Genomic DNA, 15545 nt, shown 5'->3' on the forward strand with positions numbered 1-15545 from the left:
TTGTCCTATACAAGGCCCGTCAAACTGTAAATCGCGATAATCACAAATACGGCGGCGGTTTTGATGAGAGTAATCGCAAAAATATCCCGATACGATTGGCGATGGGTCAGACCCGTCACAGCCAGCAGGGTGATCACCGCCCCATTATGCGGAAGCGTATCCATGCCTCCTGACGCCATTGAAATGACCCGGTGCATCACTTCAGGCGGTATGTGATAGGTCTGAATCGCTTTCAAATATTGATCAGACATCGCGCTTAACGCGATTCCCATTCCCCCTGAGGCCGATCCGGTGATCCCTGCCAGCGTTGTTGTCGTCACAGCTCCGTTTACAAGCGGATCCGTAAACGTATGTGAAATGCCGCTGCTCAGCTTATGAAACCCCGGCAGCGCAGCAATGATGCCGCCGAAACCATACTCGGCGCCTGTATTCATCGATGCAAGCAAAGCGCCGCCGATCCCTTCATTCAGCCCTTCCTTTAGCTGTCCAAACACTTTTCTCCAATCAAACAGAATGGTTGCGATGATTCCGATCAGGAGGGCAAGCTCCACTGACCAAATCGCAACCGCGGAGGAGATATCAAGTTTCCCGAACTCTCCCAATCCTATGGCGGAAAAATCAAATTCATTCGGATACCATTTGGGAAGGAACGTGGTGAAACATTTATTCATCACACCAACGAGAATAAGAGGAACAAAAGCGAGTGCGTGCCGGACCTTACTTGTGTCAGGCTCTAAGACCGGCCTGCTTTGTTCCGGGGCAAGATCAGATGGCTCACGCGCGGCAGAAATCTCCGATTGAAAACCGGCGTAACCTTCGCCCGATTTCTCTGCTTTTTTGCGCCTCGATTCCAAGTAGAGCATACCCGCCGCCAGCACAAACACCGCACCGATCATACCAAGCCAAGGGGCGGCGTAAATGTCTGTTTTGAAAAACGTCGTAGGAATCACATTTTGGATTTGCGGTGTACCCGGCAGTGCATCCATTGTAAAGGTAAATGCCCCGAGAGCAATCGTTCCCGGTATGAGGCGCTTCGGGATGTCAGCTTCTTTGAACATATTTTTCGCAAAGGGGTATACAGCAAAGACGACAACAAACAGGCTGACTCCGCTGTACGTTAAAATGGCGCCCATCAATACGATAGCGAGTGTTGCTCGTTTCGCCCCAACCAGTCTGACAATAGTCTTCGCAATGGAAGCCGCCAAGCCGGACATCTCGACAACCTTTCCGAAAATGGCGCCAAGCAGAAATACTGGAAAGTACAGCTTAATAAACCCCGCCATCTTTTCCATAAATATGGTTGAGAAAAAAGGAAGCACAAAGCTTGGATCCGTCAGCAGCACAGCAAATAAGGCGCAAATCGGAGCAAACAAAATGACTGAAAATCCCCGATAGGCGACAAACATCAGCAAACCCAAAGCCAAAAGAATAATAATAATGTCCACAAACATCCCTCTTTTCCGCTTGTCTGAGAAAAGGAAAGCGTTTACAAAACATCCCCTCCCTTTCCGTCATTTCTCATGCAAGTTCTGTGCCAGTTGCCAGAACACCATTTCAAGCCTTTCCCCTTCCATATTTACGGAAAATGCGAGATAGCTATTCCAATCCGGTGGAAATTTCCGTTTTTGCGGAAAACAAGAAAGGAAAGCTCCTTTTTTGGGAGCTTTCCTCTATCACTCATATCGTTCCGATTAATACATCGACATCAACTGTCAGCTGAGCCGATTCCATTTTTCGAAACTGGTTGATGTTTTCAGCCGATGCGGACCAGGCTAACGGTGTCATGTTCAGAAGCCATTCTATGCCTTGCTGATGAAGCGTTTTGGTATAGCGCAGCCTCATCAGATGATCGAGCTGAAAATGTGTTGTAAAACGCTCAATTGCAGGGGTATTGGAATAGGTTCGTCTTTCTGAATCTGCGTATAAAACCTGCCTTAGTTCTGTTAAATAATCCTTTTGAGGAACAACCTTTATAACCAAACCATCTTTTTTCAGCAGTCTGTGAAACTCTGCATAATTTGAAGGTGAGAAAATCGATAGAATGACATCAAATTGCCGGTCTTGAAAGGGCGCATTAGCTACATCGGCTACGGCCCACAGCATTCCGCCACTATTTTTTGAAGCCCGTAAAATGCCATCCTTGGCAATATCAATTCCAATTCCGTGAACTGTTTTCTTCTTTTGAAGCAGATCGCAAACCGCTTTCAAGTGGGTCCCCTCACCGCATCCGCAGTCTAAAATGGTTAACGTCTCTTTTTCAGACTTCCGGTCACTGATCAAGTCAGCTATTGCCTGATGAAGCGGTGCAAAAAAATGATACTCTGCCATCAGCTGGCTTCTTGCTTCGAAAAGCCCCGCCCGATAGCTGCTTTTGACCGGCTTTGTCAGGAAATTCACGTACCCATGCCGGGATATATCAAACGTGTGCCCGCTCGTTAAACAAATCAAACTTTTCCATGATGTGACTTTCATAGAAGAATCACAAATCGGGCATCGAAATTGAGAGACAAATTGATTCATATAAGCAGCATGCTTCTTTATGTTTGACACAAAAAACACCTCATTCATTCGTTTTTAAATAAATGAAAAAGGCATAGACAAATAAACCTGGGCCTATCTCACTTTTTGGCCAGGTCTGGAAAGTCGTCTATACCTGTCATTATCTATAACGAATGAATTGAATAATCATAAAAAAGAACTCCTTTTTGCTGCATAGAGGGTTTCCCCGCTATTATGATACATCAATCATCCAGAAATAGGAACCAGATTCTCAACGACAGGCGGCTGCCCGAACTCCTCGCTGTTTAGAAGGTCAATTAATAAGTGGGCTGTTACTTCAGCAGACTGCAATCTTCCTTCTTTCTCTAACTGAATGAATTGATCAACAGTAGGAAAATCCTCTTTACGAACGGATCGAATTTCAGTTTGCAGCTGGGTATCAATCACCCCGGGATACACCGCTGCGATTTTAACTGGATACGGCTGATCCGCCTGCTCCAGACTGATGCTTTTAGAAAATGAATCCAGCGCCGCTTTTGACGTGCTGTAGCAGCTTTGTGAAGGCAACAGATATTTAGCTGAAGCTGACGAGATATTCATGATTCGCTTATCCGTTTTGATGTGCTTCGTGTGCTTCACAAAATGGGAAGTGATCACCATAGGTGCAATTAAGTTGACCTGCAGGTTTTCTATCATGTCCTCCGTTTTATTTTGATCGATCGGCCCAATTGGCGCCAGTACACCGGCATTATTGATTACATAAATGCCTTCCGGCTCCGTATCAAGGCTAATGTGCTGAAACAATTCATCAAAGAGCGCCTCGAACCCGCGGCTATCTCTCAAATCAAATGAGTAATATTGCAAGCTGCTGTCCAAGTCGATCAGCTTTTGATTAGGCTGTCTTGAAATACAGTAAAGCCGATGGTCAGCATGTATTAGTTTCTGAACTAATGCTTCCCCAATCCCTCTTGACGTGCCGGTGATAATGATGTGCTTCATTTTTGTCCCTCCTGATCACAATTTCAGCATAGCAATCCAATATGATTTTCCTTTATTTTCTCGACTTCGAAATATAAATTTATTATTTTGAAAATAGTTAAAAAGGTTGATTTTCAAAAAGTGAAAGGATAAAATACTGCTATCATCTTAGAAAAAAGACATTCTTGTATATAATCAGTAATAAGGTCTGATTGTTTCTACCTAGTAACCGTAAAAAACTAGACTACAAGAAAGTTTGAATAAATTTGAACGAGTTGAAAAGGACAAGTTCTTTTCTGTTTGCTCTTATTTTTCACACTTTCTGCACTTCCAGAATTTGTGAAGGATAAGGGCTTTTTTCATTTCCATAATAAACCTCATAGGAGTTGCTATCATGTACTTTTTATTAAACCTTGTCGGTCTCATTGTGATTATGGCAGTTGTGTTCCTATGCTCCCCGCAGAAACAGAAAATCCAGTGGCGTCCTATTATTACGTTAATTGTTCTGGAGCTTTTGATTACTTGGTTTATGCTGGGGACAAAAGTCGGCAGCTGGGCCATCGGACAAATTGGAAATTTCTTCACTTGGCTGATTGCTTGTGCCAGTGACGGGATCGCGTTTGCCTTCCCTTCTGTGATGGCAAATGAAACGGTAGACTTTTTCTTCAGCGCACTTCTTCCAATTATTTTCATCGTCACATTCTTTGACATTTTAACATATTTCGGCATTTTGCCATGGCTGATCGATAAAATCGGCTGGGTGATCTCAAAGGCTTCCCGCTTGCCGAAATTAGAAAGCTTTTTCTCTATTCAAATGATGTTCTTGGGAAATACAGAAGCTCTGGCAGTCATTCGCCAGCAGCTCACAGTATTAAACAACAACCGCCTGCTCACATTTGGCTTAATGAGCATGAGCAGCATCAGCGGCTCCATTATTGGATCTTACCTGTCAATGGTTCCGGCGACATACGTGTTTACAGCGATTCCTTTAAACTGCTTAAACGCGCTGATTATCGCAAACCTGCTGAATCCTGTTCATGTGCCGGAGGATGAAGACATCATCTATACACCGCCTAAAGAAGAGAAAAAAGACTTTTTCTCTACGATTTCTAACAGTATGCTTGTCGGCATGAACATGGTGATCGTTATTTTGGCAATGGTGATTGGATATGTGGCGTTAACGTCAGCAGTCAATGGTATTCTTGGCGTTTTCGTACACGGCCTGACCATCCAGACGATTTTTGCTTATCTCTTTAGTCCGTTCGCATTCCTGCTTGGGCTGCCGGTACACGATGCGATGTATGTCGCTCAGCTGATGGGAATGAAATTGGCGACGAACGAGTTTGTTGCGATGCTTGACTTGAAAAACAATCTGAAAACACTACCGCCTCACACAGTTGCGGTAGCGACGACATTCCTGACGTCATTTGCCAACTTCAGTACTGTCGGCATGATTTACGGAACGTATAACTCGATCCTTGACGGCGAAAAATCAACCGTGATCGGGAGAAACGTGTGGAAGCTGCTCGTCAGCGGAATTGCGGTATCTTTACTAAGTGCTGCGATTGTCGGCCTGTTTGTGTGGTAGAAACATGGAGCCATATCCCTTTTAAGGATATGGCTCTTTTGATTATTGATAAATAGAGGAAGGCACCTGCACATCTCGGATTCCGGCTGCATATGGTCCTAAGTCATACTGGCCGAAGACGATGGCGATCCCGTTTTTCGTAAAGTAAAACGTTGTGTCTTGGTTAAGGGTAATATCCTCTTTCTTTACATCAGGAAAAAACAGCGTGTCATGTTTTTTGATGTAGCTGTATAGGTAATCTTTCGTTTTGCTGACTTTTGTTTTGGTATTCAGAATCTGATTCAGCGTCACCCGCTTTTGTGTTTTCAAGTCATAGTTGAAGGACTGAACAGACGTTAAACCATGGGCGCCGCCTGAATAGATATAATTGAGCGTTTGAATGCTGAGCTTGCCCGCTGCATTATATTTGACGCTGAAGGATGTTTGATATTCCGCGTTGAAGCCCTGCTGTTCGCCTGCTTTTTTGTTTTTCAGGTATTCCTGATACGATTGTTCAATATAGGCTTTCAGCTCTTGATTGATGTTCTTTTCAAATGCGGCATTCCCGATGTGATGAACCTGAGGATACTTTAATTCCTTGATCTTTTTGTACGTATGGCTGCTGACAGTCGGCGTTTTCGCTTGAACCGCTTGTAAAGATGGGGCCGCATATGCAAATACACTAAAAAGCAAAACAGCAGCAGCTACCGCGCATTTCATCATTTTGTTCCATTTCATACAATCTCCCCTTTTCGATGTTCTTTGTTTATCATTCCCTTTTTTCTGCAACGCACACTTTTATAGACTGATGAGGTGAAAAGAAGTTTCTAGGTCTATCTGCTCGATTTTCCCAATAAAAAAGAGACAATAAATTGTCTCTTTTTTACTATTTACGCCCGGCAATCACTTCGTGAACCGCTTGTGCCAAATCAATATTCCCAAACATCTCCAACACCGCGATGACGGTCTGGTCAGGTATGTGTTCTGACTCGTTCTTCGGCACGATCAGTTCTTCCACTGTTTTTTTCAAGCTTTCATTCAGCTTTTGCTGCGGATATGCTTTGGCATATAACTCCAACGGATCAAGATCATGGTTCACACACCATTGGGCGAACACTAATATCATCATATTTTCGTCGCGCTCGTAAGCCTCTGCGAGCTGTTTTTCGTTCATATGTCATGCTCCTTATGAAAAGTATCTTCCTCTAAGATACAGGAGCGAATCAAATTCGTCTATCCCAATGGCGGTGGGCGGCAACCGCTTCGATAAACGCTTTGCTGAAGCCGGTGTAATCATCTTCGTCTTTTGCTGACACAACGCCCGGCCCCTCTGTTGTGCCGACAGCCGATTTGAGGAGGTCAACTCCTTCGTTTGCCGCGCCGACCGTCTTATAGTGATTGTAGGCTTCTCTGATAAACGCCATCGCTTGTTTATCTTCTTTTAATTCAGGTCCTCCTGCGGCATAAACGGCATCATACAGAACAGAATCAACCGTCAGGAATGTGCCGCTGACCTCAAGCTGCTGTCCGGCGCCGCTTGTGATGTACCCCAGCGCTTGACTGATGATATCCGCTGTGATCCCTTCTTGTTTTAAGGCATCCAGCACTGTTTGCAGTTCTTTTTCATCAAAACCATTGCCGGCGAGAACCGCGACTTTTCTCGTTGACGCTGTTTTCACTGTACGGGCTTGGCTTAACGCAGGTGAGGTAAGGATTTCTTTTGATGCTTTGCGTTTCGCCGGCGGCGCCACGCCTACTCCTTTGGCGATTTCTTCTGCTAAATCTGCATCGACATTGCTGAAGACATCAACGACCTGCCGCTGCACATCTTTGCTTTTGATCTTCCCGACCTCGAAACAAAAGGCGGAAATGATGTGCTTTTTCTCAACCGGGGACATGCTGTTCCAGAACAGTTTTGCCTGTGAGTAGTAATTATTGAAACTGTCGCTCCGCTGGCGGATTTTTCTGCCTTCTACTTTCTCCTGATAGTGGACATAACCGCCTTCTTCGGCTGACGCAGGAGACGGGTCATTGTTCTGCAGAGAGTTTTTATGATAAGCGACCGGCCCCTTGTTGATGGTCATCCGGTGATAACCGTCGTACTGGTTGTTATGGAACGGACATACCGGGCGGTTAATCGGAATCTCGTGGAAGTTCGGGCCGCCAAGACGGATCAGCTGTGTATCCGTATAAGAGAAAAGCCGTCCCTGCAGCAGCGGGTCATTTGTGAAGTCGATGCCCGGCACGACATTTCCCGGGTGGAATGCGACTTGTTCTGTTTCCGCAAACACATTATCCTGGTTGCGGTTCAGCGTCATTTTCCCAATGATCTTCACCGGTACAAGCTCTTCCGGCCAAAGCTTCGTCGGATCAAGAATATCAAAATCAAAGTTGAATTCATCTTCTTCATCTATCATCTGCACGCCTAGCTCATATTCAACAACGCCGCCGTTTTCAATCGTTTCCCACAGGTCGCGGCGGTGGAAATCAGGGTCTTTTCCGGCAATTTTCTGCGCTTCATCCCATACGAGAGAATGTACGCCGAGCACCGGCTTCCAATGGAATTTCACGAAACGCGCCTTTCCTTGTTCGTTCACAAAACGGAACGTGTGAACGCCAAAGCCCTCCATCATCCGGTAGCTGCGGGGAATGCCTCTGTCAGACATCGTCCACATCACCATGTGAGCAGACTCTGGATTATTGGCGACAAAGTCCCAAAACGTATCATGAGCTGTCGCGGCCTGGGGCATTTCATTGTGCGGCTCAGGCTTAAACGCATGCACCAAATCCGGGAATTTGATCGCATCCTGAATAAAGAACACCGGGATATTATTGCCTACTAGATCATAGTTTCCTTCTTCGGTATAGAATTTCGTCGCAAAGCCTCTGGCGTCACGCACCGTGTCAGCGGAGCCTTTGGAGCCCGCAACTGTTGAAAACCGGACAAATACCGGTGTCTTCACCGAAGGGTCCTGAAGAAATTTCGCCCGGGTGAATTCTGTCATCGGTTCATAAACCTGAAAAAACCCATGCACGCCATACCCGCGCGCGTGCACGATCCGTTCAGGGATTCTCTCATGGTCAAAATGGGTCATCTTCTCCCGAAAGTGAAAATCCTCCATCAACGTCGGGCCGCGAACTCCGGCTTTTAACGAATGTTCGTCCTCAGACACCCGTACGCCTTGGTTTGTCGTCATTTTCTTTCCGCTGTTATCAACCCTGTACTGTTCGAGCTGCTCGTCTTTTGAGTGTTCATTGACTCGTTTGTTTTGATCATCACTCATGTCTGCTCCCCCTTTTCCTATTGCAGATCTCAAAAAATAAACATTCTACAGCACATTTACCCGGGGCGATCTGTATATAAACTGCTCATCTGCTCTCTAGGTTTTGAGGTCTACTTGTCAACATGAGGTCATAAATATTTGAAATAAGCCTTCTCGAAGTGTGGAAGCGCTTACTATAATTGTGCTGTTGAATGGAGGAGGTCATATCGTGCTTGCGATACTCGGTTTTGTGATGATCATTGTCTTCATGTATCTTATTATGTCTAACCGGCTTTCCGCTCTTATTGCCTTGATTGTCGTTCCTGTTGTGTTTGCCCTGATCAGCGGATTCGGCAAAGACCTGGGCGATATGATGCTTCAGGGTGTAACAGGTCTCGCTCCGACAGGCATCATGCTATTATTTGCGATCCTGTATTTCGGCATCATGATTGATTCAGGTTTGTTCGATCCGCTCATTGCCAAAATCTTATCCCTTGTCAAAGGAGATCCATTAAAAATCGCTGTCGGCACAGCGGTGTTGACGATGACCATTTCGCTGGACGGAGATGGGACAACAACGTACATGATTACCATTGCTGCGATGCTTCCGCTATACAAACGGCTCGGCATGAACCGGCTGGTGTTGGCGGGAATTGCAATGCTCGGATCGGGAGTCATGAATATTATTCCGTGGGGAGGACCGACTGCAAGGGTGTTGGCTTCTCTAAAATTGGACACGTCAGAAGTCTTCACTCCGCTGATTCCTGCTATGATCGCCGGCATTCTCTGGGTGCTTGCCGCAGCCTATATTCTTGGAAAAAAAGAACGGAAACGGCTCGGTGTCATTTCAATTGAACACCAGCACGCGTCCGATCCGGATACAGCGCCGCTCAAACGACCCGCTCTCCAGTGGTTTAACCTGCTGCTGACTGTCGTGCTGATGGCGGCTTTGATCACCAGCCTGCTCCCGCTCCCTGTTCTTTTTATGATCGCATTTGCTGTCGCCTTGATGGTGAACTATCCAAATGTCAAAGAGCAGCAAAAGCGGATCTCAGCGCATGCAGGAAATGCGTTAAACGTTGTCTCCATGGTGTTTGCCGCCGGCATTTTCACAGGCATTTTGTCGGGCACAAAAATGGTAGACGCGATGGCGCATTCTCTCGTATCACTCATCCCTGACGCCATGGGCCCGCATCTGCCCTTGATTACTGCCATCGTCAGCATGCCATTTACCTTTTTTATGTCGAATGACGCCTTTTACTTCGGTGTTCTGCCGATTATCACAGAAGCCGCCGCTGCTTACGGAATAGATGCCGCAGAAATCGGCAGAGCCTCTTTGCTGGGCCAGCCTGTGCATTTGCTCAGTCCTCTCGTTCCTTCCACTTATTTATTGGTCGGAATGGCGGGCGTCAGCTTTGGCGACCATCAAAAATTCACGATCAAATGGGCCGTGGGAACAACCATTGTGATGACGATTGCGGCACTGCTGATTGGGATTATTTCATTTTAATGTGAGAAAAGGATTTCCGCTTCCGGAAATCCTCTTTTGGTAATTTAATTGATATATTTTATGACAGGCAAGCTTTCAGCACCTGAAGCATAGTAGTAATTTAAAACACTGAAAAAGTCTATCGCTTTGCCGGTTTTCAGATCAACGATTAATATATGGTCCCCATAGTTCTGATCATCCGCATCAAGCCTTCTAGGTGTTTTTTTACCTAACGTATCAAGGAAAGAATCATCATAACCTACCCCGGACTGATAAGCTGATACATGATGCATAAAAAGCGTGCCTGTGTCTAAGTAAACCATGATGGCTGAGCTTGAACTTGCATAACTCGAATGATAAGTGACAGGGTCAGAAATATTTTTAACCTTCACATCAGAAATGGAATGGGTGCGCTGATTATACCCGCCTCCATAGGAAAAATAATATTCTCTTTCCCAGTCTAATGAAGATGTTTTCGTACTAGAATTGTACAGCAGTGTACCATTAGCATAAACGGAACCGTCTCCATACTCAGCAACAAAGGCTTGTAAATTAGACGTTACCGATTTTACACTTGAATAATTTGAAGGGTTTTTCGCGTTTAACTGAATGTTATATGAATCTCCCGTCGTTCCTTCAGAGTAAACCCGGATCATATAATCGCCAGCGGGAAGCTCTTTTAAAAGCACTAAGTTCCCTGCTGCCATAGATATATTAGACGGCTGAGCTTCTCCTGTATCCCAATTGACAACATACAATTTCAGATGGTAATCGCTGTTGTCTGAAAGAATTCTTGTGATAAGGGTTCGATCTGACGAAGTACTGAAAAAGTACATATCATCAGGATTATTTTCATCAAGGACAGAGGTTGTATTGAAAACCTGGTCATCGGAGTTGTACATGGAACTTGTTTTAAAACCATTCTCATTCGAAGGCTTCTTCACTTTCAGCTTTTCTGTTGTATTGTCCGTTTTAAAGCTTACTTGCTTCGCTTGATTTAATGAAACACCCTCAGTTTCCTTTTGTTTTTTCAGTTTTTCCTGCTGCTCCATAATTGGTTTATCTTTTAACACACTTTGCGCTGAGGCAGCATTTGAATTCAGACATAAGCTAAAAACAACAAGCAACACAGTACACAAAAAAGGCAGTGAAACAATTTTTTTGTTCTTCATATACAAACCCCTTTCCAATTTTATACTATACATATCGGCAAGGGGCTCGGATCATTTACATAAATATATTTATTTTCATAAATTGTTTATTTTTTCTATCATTTCGATGACGCGCCATTCGAAGCAATCAGCTCTTTATACCAATAAAAGCTTTTCTTGCGAATACGGCGCAGGTCTTTCAGGTCGAATTCATCACGATTGACATAGATGAAGCCGTAGCGTTTAGAACAGCCCTGGTGGGTGGAAATTAAGTCAATCGCAGACCACGGTGAGTAGCCGAATACGTCAACACCGTCTGTAATGGCCCACTGGATCTGTTCAATGTGCTGCTTTACATAATCAATCCGGTAATCGTCATTAACCGTATCGTTTTCTTCGAGTTGATCGAAAGCGCCTAACCCGTTTTCTGTGATGATCAATGGCAGCTGGTAGCGATCATAGATTTCACGAAGTGTGGAACGGAAGCCAACCGGATCAATTTCCCAGCCGAAATCGTTTTTCTCCAGGTTCGGGTTGGCACTGCCGCGGTAGACGCCGTCTTCTCCCGTTTTCAAATGCTGGTCTCCTCCGCGCGCTGCTTCGTCCGAGCCGTCGCCTCTGCTTGCTTCCGCCGTTTGAGACGTGTAGTAGTTAAATGCGATAAAATCAGGCTTCGCAGATCGCAGAATCTCCATATCACCATCTTTAATGACTGGCGTATAGCCTTTTTCTTTCATATATGCCCAAGCTGTCGTGTTATAACGCCCGTGAACTGCCATATCTAAATAGAGCCAGTTGCGGATTGCATTGTAGTTGAAGGCTGCGACAACATCTTCCGGTTTTGAAGATGCCGGGTAAATCAGCGCAATGTTCGGAGCTGGACCGATCTTGGCTTCCGGCAGCATCTCATGGCATAGATTCATAGCCTTCGCCTGTGCCACCAGCATGTGGTGATTTTGCTGATACAGTTCTTTTTTCGGGTTTTTCAGATTCGGATCAAGTGTGCCCAGTGCACTTCCATGCAGGATCATCATGTTTTGTTCATTGATTGTCAGCCAGTACTTGACACGGTCACCGAAGTGTTCAAACAGCACCTTCGAATACCGTTCAAAAGCGTCAATTACAGATCGCTTTGACCAGCCTCCTTTTTCCTGCAATGCATTCGGCAGATCAAAGTGATACATCGTGACGATCGGTTCAATCTTATATTTGAGCAGCTCATCAATCAGATTGCTGTAAAATTCAATCCCTTTTGGATTGATGTCTCCGTCGCCATCAGGAATAATGCGCGTCCAGGCGATAGAAAAACGGTATGCTTTAAAGCCCATTTCAGCAAACAGCGCAACGTCTTCTTTATAACGGTGATAATGATCGCTGGCTACCTTAAAATCAGTCGTTCCCTCAGGATAGCTGTCGCGGGCGTCAATCACTGAAGGTCCCTTTCCATCTTCGTTCCACGCGCCTTCAACCTGATAAGCAGAAGTTGATGCTCCCCACAAAAAGTTCTCCGGAAATGCCGCAAGTTTGTTATAGTTCATCGTCTGTTCCTCCAATGCTTTAGATTAAAGAAAGAATTCTTTCTTCTGTTTTGACTTGCTTTTGATCAGTTTGAATGACGTCGGTATATTGATCTGTGTTTGTGATGATGATCGGCGTGTTCATATCAAACCCTGCCTTTATTAACTCCTCTAAATCAAATTCAGCCAGCAGATCGCCTTGTTTGACGGCTTGCCCCTGCACTACTTTAGGATAAAAGTGTTTACCTTCCAGCTTCACCGTATCAAATCCGAGGTGAATCAGGATTTCTGTTTCCTGATGGGTGATCATGCCGAATGCATGGCCAGTCGGGAAAACAGTCGTTATCACGCCATCTGCCGGAGCCACCAGCCGGCCTTTCTCCGGCAAAATCGCAATTCCCTTTCCAAGCGTCTCCGATGCGAACACCTTATCCTTCACTTCCGCTAACGGAATCACGCTTCCTTCTAATGGACTGCTGATCTGCTCATGATGTGTGGCAGGTGCTGGCGGTTCCGTTTTGGCATCTGCTTTTTCCGCGGGATCTTCAAATCCGACAATGTACGTTAGGATGATTGAGAGAATAAAAGATACCGAGATTCCCAAGATAAAGCCTGCAAACCCCTGTCCGTAGAAAATCGGGATGGTCAATAGACCCGGCGCACCTGAAGCGATGGCCACACTGTGAGCCTGCCCGATAATCGCCCCGCCAACAGCCGCACTGATGACACCGCATACAAAAGGTTTTTTCAGTCTGAGCGTCACCCCATAAACGGCAGGCTCCGTAATGCCGAAAATTCCGGTGACTGCGGCGGAACCCGCAAGTGCCTTCAATTTTTTATTTTTCGTTTTTAACATGACTCCGATGGCGGCACCTGTTTGGGCAAACACAGCTGCTGCTGTAGCCGGTTTGATAGAATCCTGCCCGTTGACCGCAATATTGTTTAAAATAACCGGCACGATGCCCCAGTGAATGCCAAAGATGACAAGGATCTGCCAAAGGGCTGCGATCACGGCACCGGCCAGCATCGGATTAAAATGAAAGATCGCCAGAATCACAGCCGCGATGCCATTTCCGGCATTTACGCCAATCGGCCCGAACACGATTAATGTGAGCGGCACGACCATCACTAAACAGATCAGCGGCGTGATGAAGGTTTTTACACTGTCATGAATCAGCCTGTTTAGAAACTTCTCCATGCAGCTCATCACGAAAATCGCCAGGATGATCGGTATAACGGTTGATGTGTAATTCATTAAAACAACGGGAATGCCAAAAAAATCGGTATCCGCATTGCCATTCTTCAGTTCAATAATGGTTGGATAGATGAGCGCCCCCGCAACCGTGACAGACACAAACACGTTTGCGCCGAATTTTCGGGCAGCTGTAATCGCAAGCAGCAATGGCAGAAAATAAAACAGGCTGTCCGCGGCGGCATATAAAATCGTGTAAGTTGTATCCTCAGTTTTGAGCCAGCCGGCATTTGTACAGATCATAAGCAGGCCCTTTAAAATTCCCGCTCCCGCCATCACGCCAAGCAAAGGCGTAAAAATGCTCGATACGATATCAACCAGACGGCCGAACAGATTCCCTTTCTGAGCAGAACGCTCTGTTTGGTCATCCTGCAGCACACTTGATATCTTTCCAATCTCGCGATACACCTCGGAAACATGATTACCGATGACCACCTGAAACTGCCCGCCGCTTTCCACAACAGTCACGACATCGTCTAAAGCTTCTATTTTTTCTTTGTCTGCTTTTGAGCGGTCGTTCAGCGTAAAACGCAAGCGCGTCGCACAATGTACAAGTGAACGCACATTTTCTTCCCCGCCGACCAATTGTAAAATGTCTCTGGCCGCTGCCTGAATCCCCATTTCCCCTCATCCCTTCCGCTGAAAAATAAAAAACCTAAACTACCCCTGCCACAATAGGAACAAGTAGTTTAGGTTTTGCCTGCTGACCAGTAACAATCCTATAAAACTTCATCATTCGATTTTTCTTCAATTTTGCTCCATCACCATCCCCTGAAAAAAATAAAAACCTAAATTACCACTAGCGCAGACAGAGATCCTCCGCACTCATCGTAATTTAGGTTTTGCCTGCTTATCAGTAACAATCCTAAAATCATAATATATTGATGTAAGAAGAAATTAACACACGAAAATAAAAATGTCAACGCTTTCATCATGTTTGTTTGACGACCCTTTCAATATGAATCGTTAAGTACAGCAGCTCGTCCCTGGTGAGTTTGTGTTCATATTCGTGTTCCATATACGTTTTGATTTTCTTCGTGCAGTCATACGCGCGATGATATTTTTCTTTCACCGTTTCCAGCAAAAAATCGTCCTGGCTTTCCAGGTAGGTTCCGTTAAAAAGACGCTGCGCGAAAAACTTCAGGTGAGTGACAAACCGATAATAATGCAGCGATTCTTCATCAAATTCAATATTAAAATGATATTTTACAATACTTAAAATCTCTTGCATCACTTTTGTAATGTTGATGATATTGGGCATCTCTTCATTGAGTTCGGCATTCACGATATGGAGGGCAATAAAACCTGCTTCATCCTCCGGCAGGGAAACACCTGTCTTGTTTTTCACCATGTGCAGCGCTTCTTTGCCGACCGCAAACTCATCTTTGTACAGCCGTTTGGTTTCCCACAGCAACGCATTTTTGATATCAAGACCCTTTTTATTGCGCTGTATGGCAAAGTTAATATGATCGGTCAGCGACACGTAGATGCTGTCGTTCAGCTTTTTTCCAAGCTGTAATTTCGCATAGCTGATAATGTCCTCACACACTTCCATACATTCAAGCGGTATTTCATACAAAAGGGTTTTAAATTTCTCTGATACATCCTTGTTATCGAGAGTGAACACCTTCTCAATGCGTGCTTCATCGACCTCGTCGCCGGACTTTTTTTGGAACGCGAGCCCTCTGCCCATGATGACCAATTCGCTCCCTTGTTCATTGACCACACTGATCACGTTATTGTTGATCACCTTCGCAATCTTCATGACATGTCCCTCCAATCAGCTAAGAACAGACTACACCTTGATTGTACATTCTTTTTGTACTAGG

The 15545-nt window shown here is 45.3% G+C and carries 12 protein-coding genes and 1 riboswitch; of the genes, 2 read left to right on the plus strand and 10 right to left on the minus strand.

Features of this window, described 5'->3' with window-relative positions; translation table 11 throughout:
* Positions 1 to 5 precede the first annotated feature (5 nt).
* The 3 genes from AU387_RS06550 to AU387_RS06560 form a co-directional block, all read right to left on the minus strand.
* Positions 6 to 1445, minus strand: coding sequence for a GntP family permease (locus AU387_RS06550; protein WP_059335228.1), 1440 nt, complete (start codon positions 1443 to 1445; stop codon positions 6 to 8).
* Positions 1446 to 1677: 232 nt separating this feature from the next.
* On the minus strand, positions 1678 to 2520 hold the full coding sequence (locus AU387_RS06555) for a methyltransferase domain-containing protein (protein ID WP_059335377.1): 843 nt from the start codon (positions 2518 to 2520) through the stop codon (positions 1678 to 1680).
* A 225-nt stretch (positions 2521 to 2745) separates the two neighbouring features.
* Positions 2746 to 3498: a (S)-benzoin forming benzil reductase gene (locus tag AU387_RS06560; RefSeq protein WP_059335229.1), complete on the minus strand. Its 753-nt coding sequence runs from the start codon at positions 3496 to 3498 to the stop codon at positions 2746 to 2748.
* A gap of 144 nt (positions 3499 to 3642) precedes the next feature.
* Positions 3643 to 3744: riboswitch (purine riboswitch) on the plus strand.
* Positions 3745 to 3871: 127 nt separating this feature from the next.
* Between AU387_RS06560 and AU387_RS06565 the strand changes: the two genes are divergently transcribed.
* Complete coding sequence (locus AU387_RS06565; RefSeq protein WP_059335230.1) at positions 3872 to 5065, plus strand: NupC/NupG family nucleoside CNT transporter; 1194 nt, start codon at positions 3872 to 3874, stop codon at positions 5063 to 5065.
* Between the two features lie 42 nt (positions 5066 to 5107).
* Here AU387_RS06565 and AU387_RS06570 read toward each other — a convergent pair whose 3' ends face one another.
* From AU387_RS06570 to AU387_RS06580, 3 genes are all read right to left on the minus strand, one after another.
* The gene (locus AU387_RS06570) at positions 5108 to 5782 is read right to left on the minus strand and encodes a DUF3298 and DUF4163 domain-containing protein (RefSeq protein WP_044160028.1); all 675 of its coding nucleotides are present in this window, start codon (positions 5780 to 5782) and stop codon (positions 5108 to 5110) included.
* Between the two features lie 148 nt (positions 5783 to 5930).
* The gene (locus AU387_RS06575; protein WP_044160029.1) at positions 5931 to 6218 is read right to left on the minus strand and encodes a hypothetical protein; all 288 of its coding nucleotides are present in this window, start codon (positions 6216 to 6218) and stop codon (positions 5931 to 5933) included.
* 49 nt (positions 6219 to 6267) lie between these two features.
* Complete coding sequence (locus AU387_RS06580; protein ID WP_059335231.1) at positions 6268 to 8328, minus strand: catalase; 2061 nt, start codon at positions 8326 to 8328, stop codon at positions 6268 to 6270.
* A gap of 208 nt (positions 8329 to 8536) precedes the next feature.
* Here AU387_RS06580 and citH point away from each other — a divergent pair, with 208 nt between their 5' ends.
* Positions 8537 to 9817 (plus strand): citrate transporter CitH, encoded by a 1281-nt coding sequence (citH, locus tag AU387_RS06585; RefSeq protein ID WP_059335232.1) that lies wholly within the window; start codon positions 8537 to 8539, stop codon positions 9815 to 9817.
* Positions 9818 to 9861: 44 nt separating this feature from the next.
* Here the strand turns inward: citH and AU387_RS06590 are convergent, their stop codons facing one another.
* The 4 genes from AU387_RS06590 to licT all read right to left on the minus strand — a co-directional run bounded on the left by AU387_RS06590 (position 9862) and on the right by licT (position 15481).
* Positions 9862 to 10968 (minus strand): hypothetical protein, encoded by a 1107-nt coding sequence (locus AU387_RS06590; RefSeq protein ID WP_059335233.1) that lies wholly within the window; start codon positions 10966 to 10968, stop codon positions 9862 to 9864.
* 98 nt (positions 10969 to 11066) lie between these two features.
* A complete protein-coding gene (locus tag AU387_RS06595) occupies positions 11067 to 12485 on the minus strand; it encodes a glycoside hydrolase family 1 protein (protein WP_059335234.1) in 1419 nt (472 codons plus the stop codon).
* 19 nt (positions 12486 to 12504) lie between these two features.
* Positions 12505 to 14337 (minus strand): beta-glucoside-specific PTS transporter subunit IIABC, encoded by a 1833-nt coding sequence (locus tag AU387_RS06600; RefSeq protein WP_059335235.1) that lies wholly within the window; start codon positions 14335 to 14337, stop codon positions 12505 to 12507.
* 310 nt (positions 14338 to 14647) lie between these two features.
* Positions 14648 to 15481 carry a BglG family transcription antiterminator LicT gene (gene licT / locus AU387_RS06605; protein WP_059335236.1) on the minus strand — a complete coding sequence of 278 codons (834 nt, stop codon included), beginning with the start codon at positions 15479 to 15481 and terminating at the stop codon, positions 14648 to 14650.
* Positions 15482 to 15545 lie beyond the last annotated feature (64 nt).

The organism is Bacillus halotolerans (genome assembly GCF_001517105.1).
Lineage (GTDB): Bacteria > Bacillota > Bacilli > Bacillales > Bacillaceae > Bacillus > Bacillus halotolerans.